A 22,878-nucleotide genomic window follows, 5' to 3' on the forward strand; every position below is an offset into this window, starting at 1 on the left:
GCCGTGGCGTCGTTCTGCAGAAGTACGGTCATGGCTTTCCCTCCATCCACCGCCGCTTCGCCTCTTCCGTCCGCCGATACTCCCGCACCATGCCTTCGATGGCCACCTCGTCAGACGTGTCGGCATAGCGGAAGTCGGAATCAGCGTAGCGGTTTACCTCTTGAATCACCATTTCCACCGTGATCGGTGTCATCAGGTCGCGGATCATGGTCAGTTTGTCTTCATAGGGTTTGAACAGGAACAAGTCCGGTTGTTCCATCCACTCATCCGGCAGCTCAAAATCCATCGCCCGCACCTTCACCGCATCGGTGATGTTCTTGATGGCGCGGCCGGTGAAACGCGCGTCCGCCTCCTGAATGGCTTTCAGATAGCGGCCAATCTTAGCGATCGTGTCCAAGGGGCCAAGATCGGCGGCAACCTTGTCCCAGACTCGCAGCAGCGCGGCTTCCTGCGGCCTCGCGTGGCCGTCATAGCTGGCGGCGACCGCCTTTCTGATTTCCTGTGCGGCAAACAGATCGTGGTCACCCAGCGGAATGGCGTGGGTCTTGCCCAGCAGCAGCGAAAGGATGTCGATGTAATCTTCCCGTGTCTGTGGTCCATCGACCAGAAACCGTGCCCCTGCCCGCTGGCGCAGGGCGTCGTCCACGTTTTCCGGGTAGTTGCTGAACATACCAAAGGTGCAGTTGCCGCGCACCACGGTGCCCGCCCCGGCGAAAGCCTGCATGAAGACTGCGGTCACTTCCTGCTGTCCGGCCGAGGATTGCCGGTCGCCGCGTTTGCCTGCGACCTGATCAATGTCGTCGATGGTGCCAAAGCCGATCACACCGGGGTCAAGCACGGTGTCGATAAAGGCCTTGGCATTTTGGCCGGATTTGCCCTGATAGCTGTCGATCTGGTCAATGCTGAAATTCTGGTAGCGGAAGGGATAGCCCGCGTTGGTGCAATACTCATTGAGCAGACCTGCCATCATCTGGATCAGCGTGGTCTTGCCGGTGCCCGGCTTGCCGTCCCCCATGAAGGTGAAAATGAAGCCGCCAAGTTCGGCAAAGGGGTTCAGCTTGCGCTCAAAGTCATAGGCCATCAGCATCTTGGCCAATCTCAGCGACTGATATTTGGCGATGTGATTGCCCACCACCTCATGCGGTTTCTTGAACTGCATGGTGATGGTGCTGCCCTTGCGCGCGCGGGCGGGCGCGAACCCTCCAATGGCAAGCCCATCCGCTTCTACCTTCCAGCTTGCGCTGGTGAACGCCTCCAGTCGGGGCGCAGTCTGCGCACGCAGGGCAACCTTCTCCATCAGCGCCTCGGCAAAGCCGGAGACGGTGGCAGCAAGGCGCGGCTCATCCGTGGCAAAGCTGGCGATGTCCTGATCCAGCTCCCACAGCACGCCTTGCAGGGCCAGCGGAGCGTTGTCGGTGAGAATTTCATCGACCGTGCCGACCTCGACCGCAAGGGGGCCCAGATGCGGGGCCAACAGATAGGCGGTGGCATTGGCAAAGGTGTAGAGCACCAGCAAAGCCTCGGCGGCCAGCAGATCGCTGAATTCGGAGCGTTTCAGGTCCGGCAGACGGCCTTCAAGGTTGGCCTTTTTCAATTCGCCCAAGGGTGATTGCGCGGCAAAGGTTTCGCCCATTGCCAGTGCGATGGCCACGGCACGGCGCAGGGCGTGCAGGACAGCGGCCTGGGCGGGCGAGACAAGACCATCTGACCCTGCTTCGACCCGCTCCACCAATCGAACGCCACCGGGCCGGGTGGTCGGGCGAGTGGTCAGACCCGGCGTGGTCGGGCGAAACCGGGGGCGGCTGCCAAGGCCGGGCGAACGCTCCTCTACCCGGACCGGGGCCGTTGCTTTTGCAAGGCGTGGCGCATGGTCAAACCCGGTCAGCAGGGCAAGCGCCGCTTCATACTGCGCCCGGATCAGCTCTTCCTTCAGTTCCATCGTGTCGCGCGGTGTCATGCTGCCCCCTAGCGTGTTGCGATGATGCGCCCGCCTGTGCCCACCACGAATTTGCGCACATCCCGAAACCCGGGCGGGTTCAGGTCGGCCAGCGCCTGATAGGGCTGCTCCGGCAGCACCACCATACGGTCCATCCGCGTTGTGCCGGTATCGGCGCCTTTGCCGGCGAAAGGGTCCAGCGCGAAGATCTGCCGCTCCACGGTGCTGAACCAGCCATCCTTGACCTGTTCCACCCTGTCGGCCTGCAAATCTTCAACCGTCCAGACCAGCGCCCAGTCCTGCCCCTCTGGCGCGCGGGCGGTGGCAAGCACATCGGAGATGGGCCCTGATTGCAGGGTAAAGCTGTGCGAATACATTGGGCCAAGGTGAACCCGGCACAGCCGTTTGGGGTGGAGGGTGCCGAAATCGGTGTCAAACCCCTGCGCGATGGTCAGCAGTTTCAGCCCAGCGGCGGATTGCGCCATCAGATGGTGCTGTGCCTGAGGCCAGCGGCTGTCATCTGTCGGCAGAGGACGTTTGCCGCTGTCTTCCAGGTTCAGCAGATAGACCACCGGCAGATTGATCTGCGTGTCATAGACCGCCCAATGCACCAGATAGTCGCGTCGGCCATTGCGGTCTTCGATCCACTGCGCATCAGGGTCGTTGCGGGCCAGAAACAGCCCGCCCTGCGCCAGAGCCTCATAGTACAGCCGCTGCGACAGGGCGAATTGCAGATCTGTGGGCAGGGCCAGATCGCCGACGATCCGGCGGATCATCCGGTCTTTCAGCTCTTCGACCGAGGCGCTGCCGGACAGGTGTTTGTCCACCTGGGCCGCATCGACCGCCATCATCATCACCTCCTGCGCCACCGGAAAACCGCTTTCGTGGCGGTCAAACGTCAGCCGCTGCGCCGCGTCTGCGCGCCCTGTCATCAGGTATTTGTAAGACAGGGCCCGGAAGGTTGTGGCAAGGGCCGTGATGTAACGGCCCATGACCCGGGCTTCGGTGCGCGTCAGTCTGCCCTCACCCTCCAATTCACCGGCAACCCGGCCAAGATGGCCGGTGATGCGGTCGAATTTGGCAAAATAGCGTCGGGCGACAGCCGTGTCATAAAGTTCGCTATGGTCACCCGTCAGCTGATCCTTGACCTGCTTTGCCACTTATTCCCCGTAAGCATTCTTGTCGTGCTTTTCGACGATTGCGGCAAAGCGGCGGTTGAAGCGTTCATCCGCCTTGGCCTTCTGCTCCAGGATTTTCCGGGCAAAGACCATGTGGCCCTCATGCGCCTCCAGCATCCCGGCCATACGGTCATTTGTGGCTGATCCGATGGCCGCCATGGCGGCCTGCGCCTCCTGATCGGTCTTCACGCCGATTTCGTTGATCCGGTGCGCAACATCCTGCTGCTGCGCGGTCTTCAGGCTGCTGGACAGGGCGTCATACAGCACCACGCGCTGCTTGGTGTCGGTCTGCAGCTTGTTGATCAGCACCAGCTGGGTGGCCGCCTGATTTTGCAAGCTGTCCATCCAGGTCTTGCCCTTTTCGATATACCGCTCCAGCGTCTGGCTCTTGGCCAGCTGAACCTGCTCGTCCTGAACCAACGCGTTGAATTTGGTGTTGATTTCGGCAAGCTGGGTTTCCAGCCTGGTGCGCATCGCGGCGTCCTGTTCGACACTGATCCGGTTTTCCAGATCAATGATCATCGGGTCCATTCCGGCAATCTCGGCCCGCACAGCCTCCAGCGCGGCCACGGTCTGCTCACGGTCTACCAGAGTCGCCGACAGGTTTGACTCCACGCTTTCCTTCTGGCCATTCAACAGATCAAGCTGACCCTGCAACAATTTGACGATCACGTCGGATTTTGCGATGAGGTCCTGCAGCTTGTCGTCGATGCTGGCAGTGCGCATCCGTTCCTGCCGCATGGACTCCGACTTGGCGCTGCTGAAGATGCCGACAAAGCTCTCCATCCCGGTTTTCGACCGCATCTCGTCGAAATCCTTGGAAAAGCCTTCTGTCACATCATCCAGCCCCATGATCAGCTCGGCGATATTGGCATTCATCAAATCGGTGTGCTTGTGCACATCTTCCAGCGTGGCATTTTCGATATCGATGGCTGCCTCGCCCTGATCCAGCTTTTGCCGGGACTGTTCGATCCTGCTGGTGATGGCGCTGATCTTGGCCTGCGCTGCAGCCACCTGTTTCTGGCTTTCCTGAATCTGCGTGTTGAAATCGGCCATCATATCCTCCGCTGGACTGCGCCACAGTGTTGATATGGGAATGTAAATATGGATTACATTCCCCATCATAGGGAAATTCGAATAAAAAATCACAAGACAGAGGCGACCGCAGCCCGCATGTCAGATACGCCAGTCTTGCCGCAGTCCGTGCTGGACGCCAAGACCCTATTCGCCCTGCGGCACCGACAACAGACGCAGCAAAAGGTCCGGGGGTTTGGCCCCGGACCGATGCAGTGTAACCTTACCAGACAGACTATTCCGCAGCGTCCTTCAGACCGAAGTCATAGCCAGAAACGCTTTTGGCCTCGAGGAACTCTTCCAGCCCCCAGACCCCGCCTTCACGGGCGCGGCCAGATTGCTTGACGCCGCCAAAGAATGACCCCGCGCCGCGCGATTTTCCATTCATCTCGACCATGCCGGATTTCAGCGCATGGCCCAGACGGTTGGCGCGACGGGCATCGCTTGTCTGCACATAGTTGGTCAGGCCATAGGGCGTATCATTGGCGATGCGGACCGCCTCGTCCTCGGTTTCGAAGGGGAGGATGGACAGCACCGGGCCGAAAATCTCTTCACGTTCGATGGTCATGCCGGACTTTACATCCGCAAAGACCGTGGGCTTGACATAGAAACCCCGGTTGAATCCTTCCGGCAGGCCGGTGCCACCGGCAACCAGACGTGCGCCTTCATCAATGCCCTTCTGAATAAGGCCCTGAATTTGGTCCCATTGGCGCTTGTTGACCACCGGGCCGATATGCGGCCCCGCTTCGTGTGCCGGGCCGACGGTGATGCTGTTGGCGACCTCGGCCGCCTTGGCAACCGCCTTGTCATAGACGCTGCGTTCGACCAGCAGCCGCGACGGCGCGTTGCAGCTTTGGCCGGTGTTTTCCATCATCCGGCGCACGGACCATTCCACGGCATCATCCCGGGCATCGGCGAACAGCAGGTTTGCACCCTTGCCCCCCAATTCCAATGTAACCCGCTTGAGCGTTTCGGCGGCGGCCTTGGAGATCGCCTTGCCCGCGCGGGTTGAGCCGGTAAAGGAAATCATCTCGACATCAGGGTGGCTGGACAGCTGGCTGCCCACCCCCGCGCCATCGCCGTTCACCAGATTGAACACGCCCGCCGGAATACCGGCGTCGTGGCAGAATTCGGCAAACATCATCGCATCCAGCGGGCTTTCCTCGGATGGCTTGAGCACGCAGGTACAGCCTGCCAGCATGGCCGGGATCGCCTTGAGCGCAATCTGGTTCACCGGCCAGTTCCATGGCGTGATCAGGCCAACCACCCCAATAGGCTCCATCACGACAGCAGAACCGGGGGCCTGCGCGCCCAGTGGACGGACCCATTCGATATGCTCGAAGGCCTTCAGAAAGTTCTGGGTGTGCCAAGGCAGGCAGGGGGCCTGTTCTTCTAGGGCAAAGTCAATCGGCGCACCCATTTCCATCGAAATGGCTTCGGCAAACTCTTGCAGCCGCGCCTCATACTGATCCAGGATCGCAGCCACCAGCCGGGCGCGTTCCCTTGGCGGGGTCGCGGCCCAGCCCGGCAATGCGGCCTTGGCAGCCGCCACTGCGGCGTCAGTATCGGCCTGATCCCCCAGCGAGATGATGGCGCAAGGCTCTTCATTCGATGGGTTGATCACCTGATAGTCGCGCGCGGTTGCCGGGGCGACCCAGGATCCGTTGATATAAAAATCGCGTTTCGTCAGCATTGGTGTGCTCCCGCTGTGAATTTGATCATATGGTGGACCGATGCCCCCAATGCCGCAAGCAGCTTTGCGACCTGCCCCGACGTTCGTCTGCCGTGTTCTGACCATTCTTCGTGTCAGATTGCGCGTTTCCCTGTCTTGCCATGGCGGGACTATACGGAAAAATCCTTTCGCCTTATGGCTTGTCAGTGGTCTGATGTTCTCATTCTTCGCCGTGCTAACGCCAGGGGATGCAATGACGTTCCAAAACCACTAACTTTCGTCTGACAAACGAAGGAGTCGTCCATGTCGATCCGTATCAATGACATTGCCCCAGATTTCACCGCCGATTCAACCGCCGGCACGATCAACTTTCACGAATGGCTCGGCGAGAGCTATGCCATCATCTTCAGCCACCCGCGTGATTTTACGCCGGTCTGCACCACCGAGTTCGGCGCAGTTGCCCAGCTGGCCGGGGAATTTGCCAAGCGCAAGACCAAGGTGATTGGCGTTTCGGTGGATTCTGTGCAGGATCACGGCAAGTGGAAGCGCGATATCGAGGCGTTCGCAGGCGCACCCGCCGATTTCCCGATCATCGACGATACCAGCCTGACCGTGGCCAAGGCCTATGACATGCTGCCCGCAGAATTCTATCTGCCGGCCGAAGGCCGCACCCCTGCAAATACCGCGACCGTGCGTACCGTCTATATCGTCGGGCCGGACAAGAAGGTGCGGCTGACCATGACCTATCCGATGTCAGTCGGGCGCAATTTTGCCGAGATCCTGCGCGCACTCGATGCGGTGCAGGCCACTGATGGTGTGCCGGTGGCCACACCGGCCAATTGGGTGCCTGGGCAGGACGTGATTGTAGCATTGTCCCTGACCGATGAGCAGGCCAAGGAAAAATTTGGCCCGCTGGATATCAAGCTGCCCTATCTGCGCTTTGCCAAGCAGCCGGGGTAACGCGCTGGAAAGAGCAGAGGTCCCGGATGTTTTCCGGGGCCTTTGTCACTGGGGGTAATCAAGTCCCCAAACCTGTGCCGCCTCACGCCGCAGGGTGGCGCGTTCGGCAGCCGAAAGCCGGGCAAGGGCGGCATCAGGGCAACCTGTCTCGCGCAATGCGCGGTGCCAGAGCTTGCGCAAGGACGCTGCGCTCCACGGCAAGGCCGCCTGTGTTGCCCATGCCCGCAGGGGAGGCGGCAGTCCGTCATGAGCTGCCATGGCATTGCCTGACCGCCATCTGGCCCGTGGAGAAGCAAGGTTACGCATCACGCCGCCTGCTGCCGCCGCCAGGTTGGGAACGGATCTGTCAAGCCTGCCCACAGGTGCGGTTCATAATCCACCGTCTCGACCAGTGCCGCATCCAGAGCCGCCGTCAGCGCAGCCTGATCCAGACCCGCGCCAATAAACACGATCTCTTGCCGCCGGTCCCCCCACGGGTCTTGCCAGTGCTGTGCCACTTCGGCCAGCGCGTCCGGATGGGTTGGCCACCGCTCCTGCGGCACCGATGCCCACCATCCGCCCAAAGGGGTGACGGAAGATATTGATCCGGCCAGAGAGAACTCTGCCACCCAATTCGGGCGCGTCGCCAGCCAGAAATGCCCCTTGGCCCGGATCACCCCCGGCAGATCCCCGTTGAGCACCGCATGCACCTTGCTGGGGTCAAAGGGGCGGCGCGCGCGATAGACGAAAGAGCTGATGCCATATTCGTCGGTTTCCGGCGTGTGATGCGCAAAGCCATACAACTCCTTGGCCCACAGCGGATGTTCCTGTGCGCGGTCAAAATCGAACAGACCGGTGCCAAAGATCGCCTCCGGGTCCACTCGGGAATGGTCCGCCTCGATCAGCCGCGCATCAGGATTCAGAGCACGGATGATCTTGCGTGCGGCGTCCACCCGGTCTGGCCCGGCATCGGCGCATTTGTTCAGAATGATAACATTGGCAAATTCAATCTGGGCCGTCAGCAGGGTGACCAGCGTGCGCGTGTCGCCTTCGCCCATCACTTCACCCCTGTCGGCAAGGAAATCATGACTGGAAAAATCGCGCAGCAGGTTGATGGCATCGACCACTGTGACCATCGTATCCAGTTCCGCCACATCGGACAGGCTGTCGCCCGCCTCATCCCGGAAATCAAAGGTGGCGGCCACCGGCAGCGGTTCGGCTATGCCGGTGGATTCGATCAGCAGGTAGTCAAACCTCCCCTCGGCCGCCAAGCGCCGAACCTCGACCAACAGATCATCGCGCAGGGTGCAGCAGATGCAGCCGTTGGTCATCTCCACCAGCTTTTCCTCGGTGCGCGACAGACCGGCCCCGTCGCGGATCAGGTCGGCGTCGATGTTCACTTCGCTCATGTCATTGACAATGACCGCAACGCGCCGCCCTTGGCGGTTGTTCAGCACATGATTGAGCAGGGTGGTCTTTCCAGCACCCAGAAATCCTGAAAGGACAGTGACGGGGAGGCGATCACGCATGGCTGCTCCTGATAGTTATGATATAACATATCTATCGTAGAGTGCGCGTGACCTCAAGCCGAAACATGCGTGGCGGTTTCGCGACTGCAAAAGCGGAGGGGCAGGTGGTTTGACGGACCGGCCCCTTGTCTCAGGCCACCTGGCGTTTGGAATAGAGCACCACATTCGCCCCGATCGGCACCAGGTCATACAATTGCTGAATATGGTCATTCACCAGACGTACGCAGCCATTTGAAACTGCCGACCCAACGGTCCAAGGTTCCGGTGTTCCGTGGATGCGCAGGAAGGTATCTCCGCGGCGCTCGTCAAACAGATAGAGCGCCCGCGCACCCAAAGGATTGCCGGGGCCGCCGGGCATGCCATCGGCATATTTGGCATAAGCAGCCGGATTGCGTGCGATCATGTCTTTGGTCGGTGTCCAGCTTGGCCATTCCTTCTTGGCTCCGATGGTGAACTGCCCCGCCTCATACAGATCACCCCGCCCGACACCCACAATGAACCGCAGGGCCCGGCGCGGCTCCAGCAGCCAGTACAGCGAAAACGTGTTCGGATCGACCAACAGCGATCCAGGTTCAAAGGCATCGCGCAGCCGGACGATCACCGGCGCGTGCTCTGGCGGAACGACATAGGTTGCAAGGTTGGGTTTGGACTGTGCAATCGCCGGACTGGCCAGCAAAGCGGCCGACGAGGTGAGAAACAGGCGGCGTGAGAGCTTGGACGACATGCGGCATTCCCCGTAAGTGTTTGGACAGTCTTGTCACAGATACGTTTCCAAGACACCCGTTGTGACCAAGCTCACGCGCATGTGTAGGATCTTGGTGGTGCCTTGGGTTCAGAATACAAAAAAGCCCCGGCAATCGCCGGGGCTTTCTGCAGGTCCTGGTCGGGGCGATTATGCCTCGGAGGACTCTTCCTTCTTTTCAGCGACTTCTTCGCCGGTTTCCTGATCGACCATCTTCATGCCAAGGCGAACCTTGCCACGGTCGTCAAAGCCCAGAAGTTTGACCTTCACTTCCTGGCCTTCTTTCAGGATCTCGTTCGGATGGGTCAGGCGCTTGTTGGCGATCTGGGACACGTGCACCAGACCATCACGCTTGCCGAAGAAGTTCACAAATGCGCCGAAATCGACCAGCTTGACGACCTTGCCGGTATAGATGCGGCCTTCTTCCGGCTCTGCTACGATCGAATAGATCATGTCATAGGCCCGTTTGATGGCCGCTGCGTCGCTGGAGGCAATCTTGATGATGCCTTCGTCGTTGATGTCGACCTTGGCACCCGAAAGCTCCACGATCTCGCGGATGACCTTGCCGCCAGAACCGATCACTTCCCGGATCTTGTCGGTCGGGATCTGCATCGTCTCAATCTTCGGAGCATACTGGCTGAAGGCCTGCGCCTGAGTCAGGGCCTTGGCCATTTCACCCAGAATGTGCATCCGGCCATCTTTTGCCTGCGCAAGCGCCTGCTCCATGATCGCGGGCGTGATGCCGGCAACCTTGATGTCCATTTGCAGGCTGGTGATGCCATTGGCGGTGCCTGCGACCTTGAAGTCCATGTCGCCGAGGTGATCCTCGTCGCCAAGGATATCGGTCAGGACCGCGTAACGACCATCATCTTCCAGAATCAGGCCCATCGCCACACCGGCGACCGGTGCCTTCAGCGGAACACCCGCATCCATCATCGACAGCGATCCGCCGCAGACCGAGGCCATCGAGGACGAGCCATTCGACTCGGTGATCTCTGACACCACGCGGATGGTATAGGGGAAGTCGGTTGCCGCAGGCAGAACCGCCTGAAGCGCGCGCCATGCCAGCTTGCCATGGCCGATCTCGCGCCGACCGGGCGGGCCGAAACGCCCGACTTCGCCGACCGAATAGGGCGGGAAGTTGTAGTGCAGCAGGAAGTTCGACCGCGAATTGCCATGCAGCGCGTCGATGATCTGCTCATCCTCACCGGTGCCCAGCGTGGTCACGACCAGGCCTTGGGTTTCCCCACGGGTAAACAGGGCAGAGCCGTGGGTCCGTGGCAGGATGCCGGTTTCCGATACGATCGGACGGACGGTCTTGGTGTCACGACCGTCGATCCGCGCGCCACCATTGATGATGTCGCCGCGCAGGATGCTGCTCTCCAGCTTCTTGATTGCCGAGCCGAGGTTCTCGTTGCCAAGGTCTTCCTCGGACAGCGCGCCCTTGATCGCCGAAACAGCGGCCGAGATGGCGTTGGTACGTTCCTGCTTGTCCTTGATGCCGAACGCGGCACGCATCTGCGCTTCGCCCGCAGCTTTCACACGTGCATAAAGCTCCGAGTAGTCGGCGGGCTGGAAATCAAACGGTTCTTTGGCGGCATCTTCGGCAAAGTCGATGATCAGGTCGATCACCGGCTGCATCGCCTCGTGGCCAAATTTCACGGCCCCCAGAATTTCGGCTTCCGAAAGCTCGTAAGCCTCGGATTCCACCATCATCACCGCGTCTTTGGTGCCGGCAATGACCAGATCAAGGCGCTGATCCGGGTTGCTGCGCAGGTTTTGCATGTCTTCGACATCGGGGTTCAGGACGTATTCACCGTTCGAGAAGCCAACGCGCGCGGCGCCGATCGGGCCCATGAACGGCACCCCCGAAACGGTCAGGGCGGCGGAGGCAGCGATCATGGCGAGGATATCGGGTTCGTTGACCAGATCGTGGCTCAGCACGGTCACGATCACCAGCACTTCATGCTTGAAGCCATCGACGAAGAGCGGGCGGATCGGGCGGTCGATCAGACGCGAGGTCAGCGTTTCCTTTTCAGAAGGACGGGCTTCGCGTTTGAAGAAGCCGCCCGGGATCTTGCCGGCGGCGTAATAGCGTTCCTGGTAGTGCACGGTCAGCGGGAAAAAGTCTTGTCCCGGCTTTGCCTGCTTGGCAAAAGTCACGTTGGCCATGACAGAGGTGTCGCCCATGGTGGCGATCACCGAGCCGTCGGCCTGACGGGCAACCTTGCCGGATTCCAGTGTAAGGGTTTCTTTGCCCCACTGGATGGATTTACGAGTCACGTTGAACATCTATCGTTCCCTATATGGAAGCACTCACGGCCCCTGCCGTGGCTTCCCTTTGCATGGCGGCCCCATTGCCGCCGCCCCCCAATCCTTTGCATGCGGCCGGGGGCGGGCCTCACGTCGCAGATTGTGGGGCCTTACAGGAAAATCGTCGCTTTGGGAAGCGGGCTGTGAGAGCCGGGTGGCTTCCCCCTGTGTTACAAGACCCTAAATCACATGAAATCAAAGGCTTGACCCTGTGGAATTCATGAGTTGTTAAGATTTGGGTCCGTCTGCCTGCGCCGTGCGACAGACAGATCAGCCCGGCAGGGTGACGATGATGGGGCCACTACGGGTTGCCACCACAGTGTGTTCATACTGCACAACCGCTGCGGCCGGCGTGCTGTAAAGCGTCCAGTCATCCGATGGTCCCTGTTCTGCCCATAGCCCACCGCGCGACAAAAACGGCTCGACCGTCAACACCAGACCGTCATGAATCCGCCGCCGGTCTCGGCGTGTAGGCCATGTCGGAATCTCTTCGGGGTCTTCATGCAGGGCCCGGCCCACGCCGTGACTGGCCAGATTGCGGATCAGCGTGTAGCCGCGCCTGGCTGCGAAGGCCCCGATGGCGTTGCCGATGCCGGCCAGCGGTTTGTCATGGCCGACCTGCGCGATGCCGATCTGCAGCGCGCGTTGCCCATCGCGGCACAAGCGGTCGGTGGCGGGTGACACCGGCCCCAGACCAAAACTGGAGCCCGTATCGGCGAAATATCCATCCTTGGACGCAGAGACGTCGATGTTCACAAGATCACCCGTCTGCAACACCCGGTCGCCCGGAATGCCGTGGGCCACTTCTTCGTTCACGCTGATGCAGGTGGCTCCGGGGAAACCGTAGGTCAATTCAGGCGCGGATTGTGCGCCGTCACGCTCCAGATGCGCGCGGCCGATCTGATCCAATTCGCGCGTTGTCATTCCGGGTTCCATGGCGCGGGCCATGGCGTGCAATGTGTTCGCGACGATACGGCCAATGTGCTGCAGTCGGTCGAGATCGTCTTGCTGGGTAATGGTCATGGGTACGATCCGCCTGAGGGCCAGCCATGAACATAGCTGGCCCGACACACGTCTGCAATCGAGGCAAGCGGCGCGCGCCGCAGGCGAGGCAGCGCGGCACCGCGATTTGCCTTAGTCGCGCCAGACCGGCAGATCCTGCACAGCGGTGCCGTCGGCGAGGGTCATGGCGCTGCCGTCAAAGGTGAAGGCGGTCAGCGGAATGACGCGGTCTTCCGGGCCATAATCTGCGACCGAGTCTTCGAACTCGACCACCAAGGCATCGGCCTGATCCGGCGTGCTGCCAACGACCTCTTCAACTTCGCCGATCTTGCGCCCGGCCACATCATAAACGTCCAGATCATCGGCCAGATCAGCGTTGATGTTGAAGCCGGCGAGGGGCGTCTGATCATTGACCTCATAGAGCCGGTCTTGTGCCAGAGCCGGGGTGGAGAGCAGGCCGAGGGCGACGACGAGGTGCATACGCATAAAGATATCCTTTCAATTTGATGCCCGAGACAACGCTTTTGGGGCTGTCGCGTTCCAAATGTTCCGGCATTTTGGCAGCATCGGTTGCCAGTGCCGCGCCCGCCCGCCCGCGCGGCCCTGCGCCAAAACAAAAAAGCCCCGCCTGAGGGCGGGGCTTTTCAAAGCGATCTTGAATCTGTCAGGCCAGAGCTGATTTCGCCTGGGCTGCGATGGCGTTGAACGCCTCGGGCTCGTGCACGGCGAGGTCGGCAAGAACCTTGCGGTCCACTTCGATGCCGGCTTTGGACAGGCCGTTGATCAGGCGCGAATAGGTCATTTCGATGTCGAACAGACGCACGGCGGCGTTGATCCGCTGAATCCACAGGGCGCGGAACTGACGCTTGCGAACCTTGCGGTCGCGGGTCGCATACTGCTGGGCCTTGTCGACGGCCTGCGTGGCGGTGCGGAAGTTGGTCGAGCGGGCGGCGTAGTAACCGGCGGCTTTCTTGATGACCTTGCGGTGACGTGCGTGGGTGACGACACCAGATTTAACGCGTGACATGGGTGTCTCTCCTCAGCGGTCGTAGGGCATGTACTTCTTGACGATCTTGGTGTCCGAAGCGGACAGCAACATCGTGCCAGAAGCATCGCGAATGAACTTGGTCGTACGCTTGATCATGCCGTGACGCTTGCCGGCGACACCAGCTTTTGCACGACCGGACGCGGTGAAGCTGAAGCGCTTCTTCGCAGCGGATTTGGTCTTCATCTTGGGCATTTCGATCTCCAATCGTCATATGCGCGACTCGGCATGCCTAAGTTGGCCGGCCCCGCAGGCTTTCCAGAACGGCTCCTATAGGGGGGGCCTGCCTTGGGCGCAAGGCAAAAGAGTCAGGCAGGCCTGAGCGCCGGGCAAAAGGATCAGTTCACGACACGGGCGATGACGCGAAAGAAGATATCAGGGATCTGCGCCAGAGCCACGCCGCCGGGCTTCTGGCCAAGGGCGATCACAACCAGCGTGCCGCCTATCAACAGAATGATGACAGCCGCCCGGGGTGGGCGGCTGTCGGCAAAGGCGGACACCATCGACGGGATGGACAGGGCCAGAAGCACAGCCCCTATGACGAAGATCACATCAGAGTCCATCGCCATTCCCCCGCTCAATATGGTGAGGGATTATTCAGGATCGGCTTTGTAAATCAATCGTTCATCACAGGGGGCCACGCGCAGGATGTTTGTGGTACCCTGCACATTGAAGGGCACCCCGGCGGTCAGCACGATCTGGTCAGTTTCCGTGGCAAAGCCATGCTGGCGCGCAGCGCGGACAGCCGAGATGACAGCCCCTTTGAACCGGTCCTGCTCTTCGGTCATCACGCAATGGGTGCCCCAGGTCAGGCACAGCCGGCGCGCGGTGCCGATCAGCGGGGTCAGCGCGATGATCGGAACGCGCGGGCGTTCGCGCGACACCAGGTTGACGGTGGTGCCGGTCTGCGAGAACACGGCGATGGCCTTGATATCGGCCGATTCCGCGATTTCGCGCGCGGCACCGACAATGCCATCGGCCACGGTGGAGCGGACCACCTGACGGCTGGACTCGATGATCTGGCGATAGGTCGGATCGCTTTCGACCGAGATCGCCACGTTGTTCATCGTGGTCACCGCCTCGATCGGGAATTTCCCGGCGGCAGATTCGGCGGACAACATGACGGCATCGGCGCCTTCATAGATCGCAGTGGCGACATCCGACACCTCGGCCCGGGTGGGCATCGGCGATTCGATCATCGATTCCAGCATCTGGGTGGCGACGATCACCGGCTTGGCGGCGGCGCGGGCCTTGCGGACCAGACGCTTCTGAATCGGCGGCACCGAATAGACCGGCAGTTCCACCCCAAGATCGCCACGCGCGACCATGATGCCATCCGACACCGCCAGAATGGCGTCATAGGCTTTGACGGCGGCAGGTTTTTCGATTTTCGACAACACCAGGGCGCGACCCTTCACCAGCTCTTTGGCTTCGGTCACATCCTCCGGTCGCTGGACAAACGACAGCGCGATCCAGTCAACGCCGATGCTGCAGGCAAATTCCAGATCCTTGAGGTCTTTGGCCGAGAGGGCCGCCAGCGGCAGCACCACATCGGGCACGTTCACACCCTTGCGGTTGGAAATTGCGCCGCCGACGGTGACGGTGCAATTGGCGTAATCGGTGCCGCACTCATCGACGATCAGGCGGATCTTGCCATCGTTGACCAAAAGAGAAGCGCCGGGTTCCAGGGCGGCAAAGATTTCGGGATGCGGCAGTTGCACCCGGGTGGCATCGCCAGGTGTGGCATCCAGATCAAGGCGGAACTTGTCGCCATCGGCCAGATCATAGGACTCTTGCGCAAAGGTCCCGACGCGCAGCTTTGGCCCCTGAAGATCGGCCAGAATGGCGATGGGCCGTCCGGTGTCCGCTTCGACCTGCCGGATCATGGCGTGGCGCGCGCGGATGTCGTCATGCGTGCCATGGCTCATGTTCAGGCGGAACACATCGGCCCCGGCCTCGAACAAGGCGCGGATCATTTCATAATCATTGGATGCGGGCCCCAGCGTGGCCACGATCTTAACATTCCGAAGGCGTCTCATGCCTTGTTCCTTCTTCGGTTATCACTTCGTGGTGGGCCACGGGTGGGGATAAAGCAATCGGACGTGCGGAGCAACTGGCGCTTTTGGCCCAAAGCGCCTAAACGGTTAAAAGCATGGCGGAGTAAAGAAAGCATGACGGAATTTCGCCCGGAAATCAGGCATGAGGCGTTTGAAGTCCTTGGGGCAACGCGGCCAGGGCCCTGGCTGGTGACCTGTGATCACGCCACGAACCGGGTGCCGGAGTGGCTGGGTGGCACGCTGGGGATTGCGGCCGAAGATATGGCGCGGCACATCGCCTATGATGTGGGTGCGCGCGGTTTGGCAATTGCCCTTGGTGAGGCACTGGACAGCCCGGTCATCTGTTCCGATTTCAGCCGTCTGGTGATCGATCCGAACCGGGGCGAAGACGATCCCACGCTGGTGATGAAGCTGTATGATGGCACGATCATCCCCGCCAACCGCCATGTCGGTCCGGCGGAGGTGGAGGACCGGTTGGCGCGGCTGTATCGGCCCTATCATGCGGCGCTGGCGCAGCAGGCCGAGGGGCGGGCCATCCTTGCCATCCATTCCTTCACCCCTTGCCTGAAAGGCCGTCCGCCCCGGCCGTGGCACATCGGCGTGCTGCACAGCCCGGAGGATGAGCGTCTGTCGCGTGCGTTGATCACAGAATTGCAGACGGTGCGCGACTGGTGCGTGGGCGATAATGAACCCTATTCCGGCCATCTGCCCGGCGATGCGATTGACCGCCATGCCTTGCAGGCGGGGCGGCACAACACCTTGATCGAGGTGCGCAATGACCTGATCGTGACCGCGGAGCAGCAGCAGGACTGGGCGCGGCGGCTGGCCCCGGTGCTGACGGCGGCGCTTGCAGCGGTGACGGGCTGAACACCGGGCCGGCGCGGTCTTGGCAACAGCGGCGCGGCATCAACGGCGATTGGATCGAATCCTTTGTCCAATCTTTCAAAGTTCTTGACCAGCCGGGCAAGCTGCTGTGCATTTGAAGCGAATTGGATGAAGCTGTTTTCCTTTTGTGGAGTGTGCCGTGGAGCTTTTGCTTTTTCTTCCCCTGTTGCTGGCTGGGGGGCTGGTGCTTGGCGGTGGCGGCGGCGGAGAGAACGATGCCTCGGATGAGCCTTCGGAAGAGGCGGGCGAGGTTCAGGTCGGAACGTCAGACGGAGAGGAACTGGCGGGAACGGTCCTGAATGACATTCTGCTTGGTGGCAACGGCCGGGATCTGATCGAAGGTCTTGATGGCAATGATGTCGTCGCCGGAGAATTTGGCAATGACATGCTGACCGGGGATGCTGGTGACGATATTGTTCTGGGCGGTGGCGGAAACGACCTGCTGGACGGTGCCAGCGGCGCTGACCTTCTGATCGGCGGCGCTGGAAATGATACGCTGTCGGGGGGCAGCGGCGATGATGTTCTGATCGGTTCCAGCGGATCGAATGTCCTGCGCGGAGGCGGCGGTGACGATACTCTGATCGGCTTTGAATATGACCGCCTTGGCGACCAACTGCAGGAGGTGTCAGGAGAATTGCGCGGCGCTTTGGACCGCAGTTTCGGCCCTTTGGTGACGGACCCGCAGCTGGACCGGGTGAGCAACAGCGTCACGTCGGGCAGTGTCGATGAGCGTGGCGCGGATGCTTTGTTTGGTGGCATCGGCGACGACCTGCTTTTGGGCGATGATGGCGACACCCTGACCGGGGGCGAAGGTGATGATGATTTTGACATCGCCTATCGGCCGGGCGATGCGGTGACCACGATTACGGATTTCGACTATCGGATTGAGAGTCTGTTTCTGTATGTGGATAATCCCGACAGTGCATCGGTCAGCCTTGTGGGCGATGGGCCGGACACGACATTAATCCTTATTGATGGCGTCGTGGCCGTTCGGCTGATCGGACAGTCGGTCGCGGATTTGTCGGCCAACACGCAGCCTTGGCTGGACCTGCAAGCCGCCTGAGTGCCCAGCCGCAGTCAGCCGCCCGCGCCTTGATCCTTTTGTTCTTATCGGACATGCTGACGGCAGGAGGCACACATGACCGATGATGACCAGACCCGAACCGAGCTTGAGGCCGCTGCGTTCCGCGCGCTGATGCATCATCTGCTGGAAAAGCGGCCCGATGTGCAGAACATCGATCTGATGACCATGGCCGGGTTTTGCCGCAACTGCCTGAGCCGGTGGTATCAGGAAGCGGCAAACGCGCGCGGGATCGAGATGGACAAGGCCGCCGCGCGCGAGATTGTCTATGGCATGCCCTATGAAGACTGGGTGGCGGCGCATCAGACACCTGCCGATGCCGACAAGCAGGCGGCGTTTGCCGACGCTTTTGCCACCAACGTCGGCAAACCGGAGTAAGGGCCGGCCCGCCTTGGGCCGACCGCCATGTCAGATCGCGGCTTTGCGCATTTCTTCGAGATAAAGCTCGCGCAGGCGCTGGGCGACGGGGCCGGGTTTGCCGGTGCCCACCGCTTTGCCATCAATTTCCACCACAGGCATGACGAAGATCGATGCGGCGGTGGAAAACGCCTCATCCGCGTTTTGCGCTTCTTCAATGGTAAAGGGACGTTCCTCCACCTCAAACTGCGCTTCGGCGGCAAAGCGCAGCACGGCGACGCGGGTGATGCCGTGCAGGATGTCGGTGGACAGCTGCCGCGTGATGATGCGGTTGCCCTTGACGATATAGGCGTTGTTCGAGGTGCCTTCGGTCACAGCCCCATCCTCGACAAACCAGCTGTCATCGACCCCGGCCTTTTTGGCCATCATCTTGCCCATCGATGGGTAAAGCAGTTGCACGGTCTTGATATCGCGCCGATCCCAGCGCAGATCGGGGATCGAGATGACGCGGAAGCCGGTTTTCGCGGCGGGCGCATCGGCGAGGTTGGGGATGTCCTGCGTGAAGGCCACGATGGTCGGCGGCAGGTCTGCGGGCGGAAATACAAAGCTGCGGTCGCCGGGATTGCCGCGCGTGACCTGCAGATAGATCATGCCCTGATCGATTTTGTTCACGGCCACCAGTTCGCGGTGCATGGCCACAAGCTCGTCATCCGAACAGGGCGCGGCGATGTCGAGTTCGGACAGGCTGCGGTGCAGGCGTTTGATATGGCCGTCAAAGTCGATCAGCTTGCCATCAAGGACCGAGGTCACCTCATAGACTCCATCAGCCATCAGAAAGCCCCGGTCAAAGATCGAGACGGTGGCTTCGTGTTCGGGCAGGTACTGGCCGTTGACATAGACGGTGCGGGTCATGGTGCACTCCCCATAGGGCCGGATGCGGCGGGTGGATGTTGCTGTGGGTTTGGGCCAGCGGGAGCGGCGCGTCAAGGTCTGCGAAGGATGCTGTTCATTCTGGCGAGTCATTCGGCGGATCAGGGGGCAGGCGCACGGACACGGCGCGATGCTGCATCTGCAAACAAGGGATTGCAAGCGTGCGCGCAATAATCTATCGCTGCCGTGCATAGTCGTGAAATTAACTTGCCTGAGGCCGCCGATGAGCTTTCGTATCCAACCCACACCGCCCGCCCGCCCGAACCGGTGTCAGTTGTTCGGCCCCGGATCGCGCCCGGCCTTGTTTGAAAAGATGGCGGCGTCGGCGGCGGATGTGATCAATCTGGATCTTGAGGATTCGGTTGCGCCGGGTGACAAGGATGCCGCGCGGGCCAATATCATTGCGGCGATCAACACGGTGGACTGGGGGACCAAAACCCTGTCGGTGCGGATCAACGGTCTGGATACGCCGTTCTGGTATCGCGATGTGGTTGATTTGCTGGAACAGGCAGGCGACCGGCTGGACCAGATCATGATTCCCAAGGTCGGCTGCGCGGCGGATGTCTATGCGGTGGATGCGCTGGTGACGGCGGTGGAGCGGGCCAAGGGGCGCGCCAAGCCGATCAGCTTTGAGGTGATCATCGAAAGTGCGGCCGGGATCGCGCATGTCGAAGAGATTGCCGCCAGCAGCCCGCGCCTGCAGGCCATGAGCCTGGGTGCGGCGGATTTTGCGGCAAGCATGGGGATGCAGACCACCGGCATCGGCGGGACGCAGGAAAATTACTACATGCTGCGCGAGGGGGCAAAGCATTGGTCGGACCCGTGGCACTGGGCACAGGCGGCGATTGTGGCGGCCTGCCGCACACATGGGATCTTGCCGGTGGACGGGCCGTTTGGCGATTTTTCGGACGACGAAGGCTTTCGCGCGCAGGCGTGGCGGTCGGCCACGCTGGGCATGGTTGGCAAATGGGCGATCCATCCCAAACAGGTGGCGCTGGCCAATGAGGTCTTTACCCCATCAGAGGCTGCGGTGACCGAAGCACGCGAGATTCTGGCCGCGATGGAGGCGGCAAAGGCGCGGGGCGAGGGGGCGACGGTGTTCAAGGGCCGGTTGGTGGACATTGCCAGCATCAAACAGGCCGAGGTGGTGGTGCGTCAGGCAGAAATGATCGCCGGGTGACGCTGTGTGGTGTCGGAGTCGTTGACAAGATGCCACGGGCTGGTCAATGCTTCGTTATGAGCGCCTGAAATACTGGCAGATTGAAAAGAATACCCGCGCTGCGCATCAGGGGAGAGGAGGCCCCCGCGCAGCAAACTGGGAGGATGCACGCCCCGAACCAGCGGTTCGGGGCGCTGCTGTTTTCAGAGGGTCCCGGGGGCAGGTCAGCGGCCTGCTGCAGATTGCGGGCGGCCGAAACGGGGCGCGGTTGCATTGCCCGGCAGGCAGAGGCATATAGTGCCCTGTCCTTCACGGAGTGCCCGATGAATTACCTTGAGTTCGAAAAACCCCTCGCCGAAATCGAAGGCAAGGCCGAAGAGTTGCGGGCCATGGGGCGCAGCAATCCGGAGATGGATATTGCCAAGGAAGCCGAGGCTCTGGACAAGAAGGCCGAGGCGATGCTGCGCGATCTGTACAAGGATCTGACGCCCTGGCGCAAATGTCTGGTGGCACGCCACCCCGAGCGCCCGCATTGCAAGGATTACATCGAGGCGCTGTTCAGCGAATACACGCCTTTGGCGGGCGACCGGAATTTTGCCGATGACCATGCGGTGATGGGCGGGCTTGCGCGGTTCAACGACCAGCCGGTGGTGCTGATCGGGCATGAAAAGGGCCATGACACCAAAAGCCGGATCGAGCGGAATTTCGGCATGGCGCGGCCAGAGGGCTATCGCAAGGCGATCCGGCTGATGGATATGGCAGACCGGTTTCGGCTGCCGGTGATCACATTGGTTGATACGCCCGGTGCCTACCCCGGCAAGGGCGCGGAAGAGCGTGGGCAGGCCGAAGCGATTGCACGCAGCACCCAGAAATGCCTTGAAATTGGCGTGCCGCTGATTTCGGTGGTGATTGGGGAAGGCGGGTCCGGCGGGGCGGTGGCCTTTGCCACCGCGAACCGGGTCGCGATGCTGGAGCATTCGGTCTATTCGGTGATCTCGCCCGAAGGCTGCGCGTCTATCCTGTGGAAGGATGCCGAAAAGATGCGCGAGGCCGCCGAGGCCTTGCGACTGACGGCGCAGGATCTGCAAAAGCTGGGTGTGATCGACCGGATCATCAAGGAACCCATGGGCGGCGCACAGCGCGGGCGGCGCGAGGCCATCGACGCGGTGGGCAAAGGCATCGAGGCGATGCTGAAAGAGCTGTCGGGCAAGAAGCCCGAGGCGCTGATCAAGGATCGCCGGTCGAAGTTCATTGAAATGGGAACAAAAGGTCTGGCGGCATGAGCCCTTGGATTCTGGTGCTGTTGGCCGGTTTGCTGGAAACCGGCTGGGCGATCGGGCTGAAATACTCTGACGGGTTCAGCCGACCGGTCCCGACGGTGTTGACCATCATCGGGGCTCTGGCCAGTTTCTGGCTGTTGTCGCTGGCGATGAAAGAACTGCCGGTGGGCACGGCCTATGCCGTCTGGGTTGGCATCGGCACGCTGGGCACTGCCATTCTGGCCGTGATCCTGTTTAGCGAGCCGGTCAATGCGGTGCGGGTTCTGGGGATCTTGCTGATCCTTGGCGGGATCATCGCGCTGAAACTGGCCTGAGGCTTTACCACATGGTCTTGGCGGCGCGGACGGGCCATGCGGTATCATAGGCGGTGCCGTCGATGCCACCATTGGTGATTTCACGCAGCATATCGCCCACGCTGGGCAGGCCCGCCGATTGGTCCCCCGATGTCCACAGCCCGGCGCGGATCAGCGCGCGGGCGCATTGGGAATAGACTTCGGCGATGGTGATCACAATCACGCTGCGGGGCTGTTTGACCTCACGGTTGAACCGCGCACGCAGGGTTGCGTCGGCGGTGACGATGGCCGTGCCGTTGACGCGCATGGCATTGACGCTGCCCGCCACCAGAAACAGCAGGCTGACCCGGCCATCGCGGATGATGTTGCGCAGGCTGTCAATCCGTTCATTCCCCTGCCAATCGGGCAGGGCAAGGGTGCGGTCGTCCAGCACCATGACCACCGGGCCATCATCGCCGCGCGGGCTGCCATCGGTGCCTTCCGGACCGACGGTGGTCAGCACACAAAAGCGGGACCGTTCGATCCATGTCCGATAGGCAGAGGTCAGACCGGGGGTGACCTTGCGCCGCGCACTTTCCCCGGCGGTGCCATAGAGCGCGTGCAGACTCTCAAGATCGGTGATCGGGGTCATGGCCTGCATCCTTGTACCTTGAATGGACAGGGAGGGTCATGGCGTGGTCAGTCAACCGGGTCAAGCGCCACGCTGCGCACCAGCGGGTTTGCCTGAAGCGCTGTGCCGAGCGCATCCAGATCCAGGGGGCCCTTGGGCAATCTGGCGGTGGTCGTCACCGTCACATGGTCTTCGCCCCGGTCGACTGCCATTGGCCCGGCTTTCAGCTGTGCATCAGCCAGAAGGGCCAGCAGATCGGCCGCACGAAACCCTGGCAGGGCCGAGACACGGATTTTGAGGCTGAGATGCGCGGGAAACAAGTGCTGCAGCACCCGCAACATGACCAGCACGCCCAGAACGATCAGCGTGCCGATGACCGCCAGTTCCAGCATGCCGGCCCCATAGACGATGCCCAGCGATGCCGTGACCCAGAGCGAGGCAGCCGTCGTCAGGCCCTGCACCGACAGACCTTCGCGGAAGATCACCCCGGCGCACAAGAAGCCGATGCCGGTCAGGATGGCATGCGGCATGCGGGACATGTCGCTGACAATCTGGGTGGCGGGCAGCAGCGTGGTATCCCAGTCCGCCTGCCGTGCCGCGATCAGCATCATCAGCGCAGAGCCGAAACAGACAAGCGTATGGGTGCGCAGCCCTGCAGGCTTGCCCTGCAATTCACGCTCGGCCCCGATCAAGGCCCCGGTTATCAGACTGCCCAAAAGTGGCACCATCAGCGGGGCCGTGTGGAGCGTTGCGTATAGGCTTTCCAAGGTCATCCTGTCTAACGCCGCCTTGGCCA

The 22,878-nt window shown here is 61.3% G+C and carries 24 protein-coding genes; 7 read left to right on the top strand and 17 right to left on the bottom strand.

Annotation, left to right across the window (positions count from 1 at the left end; translation table 11 throughout):
- Nucleotides 1-28 precede the first annotated feature (28 nt).
- The 4 genes from CXR43_RS00900 to CXR43_RS00915 all read right to left on the bottom strand — a co-directional run bounded on the left by CXR43_RS00900 (nt 29) and on the right by CXR43_RS00915 (nt 5,881).
- On the bottom strand, nt 29-1,957 hold the full coding sequence (locus tag CXR43_RS00900) for an AAA family ATPase (protein ID WP_103332171.1): 1,929 nt from the start codon (nt 1,955-1,957) through the stop codon (nt 29-31).
- Nucleotides 1,958-1,965: 8 nt separating this feature from the next.
- On the bottom strand, nt 1,966-3,096 hold the full coding sequence (locus CXR43_RS00905; RefSeq protein WP_210402045.1) for a hypothetical protein: 1,131 nt from the start codon (nt 3,094-3,096) through the stop codon (nt 1,966-1,968).
- Complete coding sequence (locus tag CXR43_RS00910; RefSeq protein ID WP_103332742.1) at nt 3,097-4,170, bottom strand: hypothetical protein; 1,074 nt, start codon at nt 4,168-4,170, stop codon at nt 3,097-3,099.
- A gap of 253 nt (nt 4,171-4,423) precedes the next feature.
- Nucleotides 4,424-5,881 (bottom strand): aldehyde dehydrogenase family protein, encoded by a 1,458-nt coding sequence (locus CXR43_RS00915; RefSeq protein WP_103332172.1) that lies wholly within the window; start codon nt 5,879-5,881, stop codon nt 4,424-4,426.
- A 282-nt stretch (nt 5,882-6,163) separates the two neighbouring features.
- Between CXR43_RS00915 and CXR43_RS00920 the strand changes: the two genes are divergently transcribed.
- Nucleotides 6,164-6,820 carry a peroxiredoxin gene (locus CXR43_RS00920; protein WP_103332173.1) on the top strand — a complete coding sequence of 219 codons (657 nt, stop codon included), beginning with the start codon at nt 6,164-6,166 and terminating at the stop codon, nt 6,818-6,820.
- 45 nt (nt 6,821-6,865) lie between these two features.
- On the opposite strand, the gene CXR43_RS00925 is transcribed toward CXR43_RS00920, so the two are convergent.
- From CXR43_RS00925 to pyk, 10 genes are all read right to left on the bottom strand, one after another.
- The gene (locus tag CXR43_RS00925; protein ID WP_267134626.1) at nt 6,866-7,126 is read right to left on the bottom strand and encodes a DUF6525 family protein; all 261 of its coding nucleotides are present in this window, start codon (nt 7,124-7,126) and stop codon (nt 6,866-6,868) included.
- Entirely contained in the window at nt 7,126-8,328 is a 1,203-nt protein-coding gene (locus tag CXR43_RS00930) for a GTP-binding protein (protein WP_103332175.1), read from the bottom strand. The genes CXR43_RS00925 and CXR43_RS00930 overlap by 1 nt, the downstream gene beginning before the upstream one ends.
- Nucleotides 8,329-8,458: 130 nt before the next feature.
- A complete protein-coding gene (locus tag CXR43_RS00935) occupies nt 8,459-9,052 on the bottom strand; it encodes a L,D-transpeptidase (protein WP_103332176.1) in 594 nt (197 codons plus the stop codon).
- A gap of 168 nt (nt 9,053-9,220) precedes the next feature.
- Complete coding sequence (gene pnp / locus CXR43_RS00940; protein WP_103332177.1) at nt 9,221-11,362, bottom strand: polyribonucleotide nucleotidyltransferase; 2,142 nt, start codon at nt 11,360-11,362, stop codon at nt 9,221-9,223.
- Between the two features lie 291 nt (nt 11,363-11,653).
- Nucleotides 11,654-12,406 (bottom strand): type I methionyl aminopeptidase, encoded by a 753-nt coding sequence (map, locus tag CXR43_RS00945; protein WP_103332178.1) that lies wholly within the window; start codon nt 12,404-12,406, stop codon nt 11,654-11,656.
- 111 nt (nt 12,407-12,517) lie between these two features.
- Complete coding sequence (locus tag CXR43_RS00950) at nt 12,518-12,871, bottom strand: hypothetical protein (RefSeq protein ID WP_146036447.1); 354 nt, start codon at nt 12,869-12,871, stop codon at nt 12,518-12,520.
- A 178-nt stretch (nt 12,872-13,049) separates the two neighbouring features.
- A complete protein-coding gene (gene rplT / locus CXR43_RS00955) occupies nt 13,050-13,412 on the bottom strand; it encodes a 50S ribosomal protein L20 (protein WP_103332180.1) in 363 nt (120 codons plus the stop codon).
- A gap of 12 nt (nt 13,413-13,424) precedes the next feature.
- Complete coding sequence (gene rpmI / locus CXR43_RS00960; RefSeq protein ID WP_100196796.1) at nt 13,425-13,625, bottom strand: 50S ribosomal protein L35; 201 nt, start codon at nt 13,623-13,625, stop codon at nt 13,425-13,427.
- A 143-nt stretch (nt 13,626-13,768) separates the two neighbouring features.
- The gene (locus tag CXR43_RS00965; protein ID WP_246831244.1) at nt 13,769-13,999 is read right to left on the bottom strand and encodes a hypothetical protein; all 231 of its coding nucleotides are present in this window, start codon (nt 13,997-13,999) and stop codon (nt 13,769-13,771) included.
- Between the two features lie 24 nt (nt 14,000-14,023).
- The gene (gene pyk / locus CXR43_RS00970) at nt 14,024-15,469 is read right to left on the bottom strand and encodes a pyruvate kinase (RefSeq protein WP_103332181.1); all 1,446 of its coding nucleotides are present in this window, start codon (nt 15,467-15,469) and stop codon (nt 14,024-14,026) included.
- A gap of 132 nt (nt 15,470-15,601) precedes the next feature.
- On the opposite strand from pyk, the gene CXR43_RS00975 reads away from it, so the two are divergent.
- The 3 genes from CXR43_RS00975 (at nt 15,602) to CXR43_RS00985 (ending at nt 17,831) form a co-directional block, all read left to right on the top strand.
- Nucleotides 15,602-16,354, top strand: coding sequence for an N-formylglutamate amidohydrolase (locus CXR43_RS00975; RefSeq protein WP_103332182.1), 753 nt, complete (start codon nt 15,602-15,604; stop codon nt 16,352-16,354).
- A gap of 157 nt (nt 16,355-16,511) precedes the next feature.
- Nucleotides 16,512-17,435, top strand: coding sequence for a calcium-binding protein (locus tag CXR43_RS00980; protein WP_103332183.1), 924 nt, complete (start codon nt 16,512-16,514; stop codon nt 17,433-17,435).
- Between the two features lie 75 nt (nt 17,436-17,510).
- Nucleotides 17,511-17,831: a DUF1244 domain-containing protein gene (locus CXR43_RS00985; protein ID WP_103332184.1), complete on the top strand. Its 321-nt coding sequence runs from the start codon at nt 17,511-17,513 to the stop codon at nt 17,829-17,831.
- Between the two features lie 30 nt (nt 17,832-17,861).
- Here CXR43_RS00985 and CXR43_RS00990 read toward each other — a convergent pair whose 3' ends face one another.
- Nucleotides 17,862-18,722, bottom strand: a complete 861-nt coding sequence (locus CXR43_RS00990; protein WP_103332744.1) for a D-amino-acid transaminase — start codon at nt 18,720-18,722, stop codon at nt 17,862-17,864.
- Nucleotides 18,723-18,963: 241 nt separating this feature from the next.
- Here CXR43_RS00990 and CXR43_RS00995 point away from each other — a divergent pair, with 241 nt between their 5' ends.
- The 3 genes from CXR43_RS00995 to CXR43_RS01005 all read left to right on the top strand — a co-directional run bounded on the left by CXR43_RS00995 (nt 18,964) and on the right by CXR43_RS01005 (nt 21,493).
- Nucleotides 18,964-19,920 (top strand): L-malyl-CoA/beta-methylmalyl-CoA lyase, encoded by a 957-nt coding sequence (locus CXR43_RS00995; protein ID WP_103332185.1) that lies wholly within the window; start codon nt 18,964-18,966, stop codon nt 19,918-19,920.
- Nucleotides 19,921-20,222: 302 nt separating this feature from the next.
- Nucleotides 20,223-21,182, top strand: a complete 960-nt coding sequence (locus CXR43_RS01000) for an acetyl-CoA carboxylase carboxyltransferase subunit alpha (protein ID WP_103332186.1) — start codon at nt 20,223-20,225, stop codon at nt 21,180-21,182.
- Entirely contained in the window at nt 21,179-21,493 is a 315-nt protein-coding gene (locus tag CXR43_RS01005) for a DMT family transporter (RefSeq protein WP_103332187.1), read from the top strand. Before CXR43_RS01000 ends, CXR43_RS01005 begins: the two co-directional genes overlap by 4 nt.
- A 4-nt stretch (nt 21,494-21,497) precedes the next feature.
- Here the strand turns inward: CXR43_RS01005 and CXR43_RS01010 are convergent, their stop codons facing one another.
- Together CXR43_RS01010 and CXR43_RS01015 are read right to left on the bottom strand one after the other, a co-directional pair.
- Nucleotides 21,498-22,103 (bottom strand): pyridoxamine 5'-phosphate oxidase family protein, encoded by a 606-nt coding sequence (locus tag CXR43_RS01010; protein WP_103332745.1) that lies wholly within the window; start codon nt 22,101-22,103, stop codon nt 21,498-21,500.
- A 47-nt stretch (nt 22,104-22,150) separates the two neighbouring features.
- Nucleotides 22,151-22,855: an MgtC/SapB family protein gene (locus tag CXR43_RS01015; protein WP_103332188.1), complete on the bottom strand. Its 705-nt coding sequence runs from the start codon at nt 22,853-22,855 to the stop codon at nt 22,151-22,153.
- Nucleotides 22,856-22,878 lie beyond the last annotated feature (23 nt).

The sequence above is a fragment of the Pseudotabrizicola formosa genome (assembly GCF_002900965.1).
In the GTDB taxonomy this organism is placed as follows: domain Bacteria; phylum Pseudomonadota; class Alphaproteobacteria; order Rhodobacterales; family Rhodobacteraceae; genus Pseudotabrizicola; species Pseudotabrizicola formosa.

Excerpts from the sequence above, each read along its gene's own strand:
- CXR43_RS00900 (WP_103332171.1), bottom strand. The coding sequence starts at position 1,957 with ATGACACCGCGCGACACGATGGAACTGAAGGAAGAGCTGATCCGGGCG.
- CXR43_RS00910 (WP_103332742.1), bottom strand. The coding sequence starts at position 4,170 with ATGGCCGATTTCAACACGCAGATTCAGGAAAGCCAGAAACAGGTGGCT.
- CXR43_RS00915 (WP_103332172.1), bottom strand. The coding sequence starts at position 5,881 with ATGCTGACGAAACGCGATTTTTATATCAACGGATCCTGGGTCGCCCCG.
- CXR43_RS00920 (WP_103332173.1), top strand. The coding sequence starts at position 6,164 with ATGTCGATCCGTATCAATGACATTGCCCCAGATTTCACCGCCGATTCA.
- CXR43_RS00925 (WP_267134626.1), bottom strand. The coding sequence starts at position 7,126 with ATGCGTAACCTTGCTTCTCCACGGGCCAGATGGCGGTCAGGCAATGCC.
- CXR43_RS00930 (WP_103332175.1), bottom strand. The coding sequence starts at position 8,328 with ATGCGTGATCGCCTCCCCGTCACTGTCCTTTCAGGATTTCTGGGTGCT.
- CXR43_RS00935 (WP_103332176.1), bottom strand. The coding sequence starts at position 9,052 with ATGTCGTCCAAGCTCTCACGCCGCCTGTTTCTCACCTCGTCGGCCGCT.
- pnp (WP_103332177.1), bottom strand. The coding sequence starts at position 11,362 with ATGTTCAACGTGACTCGTAAATCCATCCAGTGGGGCAAAGAAACCCTT.
- map (WP_103332178.1), bottom strand. The coding sequence starts at position 12,406 with ATGACCATTACCCAGCAAGACGATCTCGACCGACTGCAGCACATTGGC.
- CXR43_RS00950 (WP_146036447.1), bottom strand. The coding sequence starts at position 12,871 with ATGCGTATGCACCTCGTCGTCGCCCTCGGCCTGCTCTCCACCCCGGCT.
- rplT (WP_103332180.1), bottom strand. The coding sequence starts at position 13,412 with ATGTCACGCGTTAAATCTGGTGTCGTCACCCACGCACGTCACCGCAAG.
- rpmI (WP_100196796.1), bottom strand. The coding sequence starts at position 13,625 with ATGCCCAAGATGAAGACCAAATCCGCTGCGAAGAAGCGCTTCAGCTTC.
- CXR43_RS00965 (WP_246831244.1), bottom strand. The coding sequence starts at position 13,999 with ATGGCGATGGACTCTGATGTGATCTTCGTCATAGGGGCTGTGCTTCTG.
- pyk (WP_103332181.1), bottom strand. The coding sequence starts at position 15,469 with ATGAGACGCCTTCGGAATGTTAAGATCGTGGCCACGCTGGGGCCCGCA.
- CXR43_RS00975 (WP_103332182.1), top strand. The coding sequence starts at position 15,602 with ATGACGGAATTTCGCCCGGAAATCAGGCATGAGGCGTTTGAAGTCCTT.
- CXR43_RS00985 (WP_103332184.1), top strand. The coding sequence starts at position 17,511 with ATGACCGATGATGACCAGACCCGAACCGAGCTTGAGGCCGCTGCGTTC.
- CXR43_RS00990 (WP_103332744.1), bottom strand. The coding sequence starts at position 18,722 with ATGACCCGCACCGTCTATGTCAACGGCCAGTACCTGCCCGAACACGAA.
- CXR43_RS00995 (WP_103332185.1), top strand. The coding sequence starts at position 18,964 with ATGAGCTTTCGTATCCAACCCACACCGCCCGCCCGCCCGAACCGGTGT.
- CXR43_RS01000 (WP_103332186.1), top strand. The coding sequence starts at position 20,223 with ATGAATTACCTTGAGTTCGAAAAACCCCTCGCCGAAATCGAAGGCAAG.
- CXR43_RS01005 (WP_103332187.1), top strand. The coding sequence starts at position 21,179 with ATGAGCCCTTGGATTCTGGTGCTGTTGGCCGGTTTGCTGGAAACCGGC.
- CXR43_RS01010 (WP_103332745.1), bottom strand. The coding sequence starts at position 22,103 with ATGACCCCGATCACCGATCTTGAGAGTCTGCACGCGCTCTATGGCACC.
- CXR43_RS01015 (WP_103332188.1), bottom strand. The coding sequence starts at position 22,855 with ATGACCTTGGAAAGCCTATACGCAACGCTCCACACGGCCCCGCTGATG.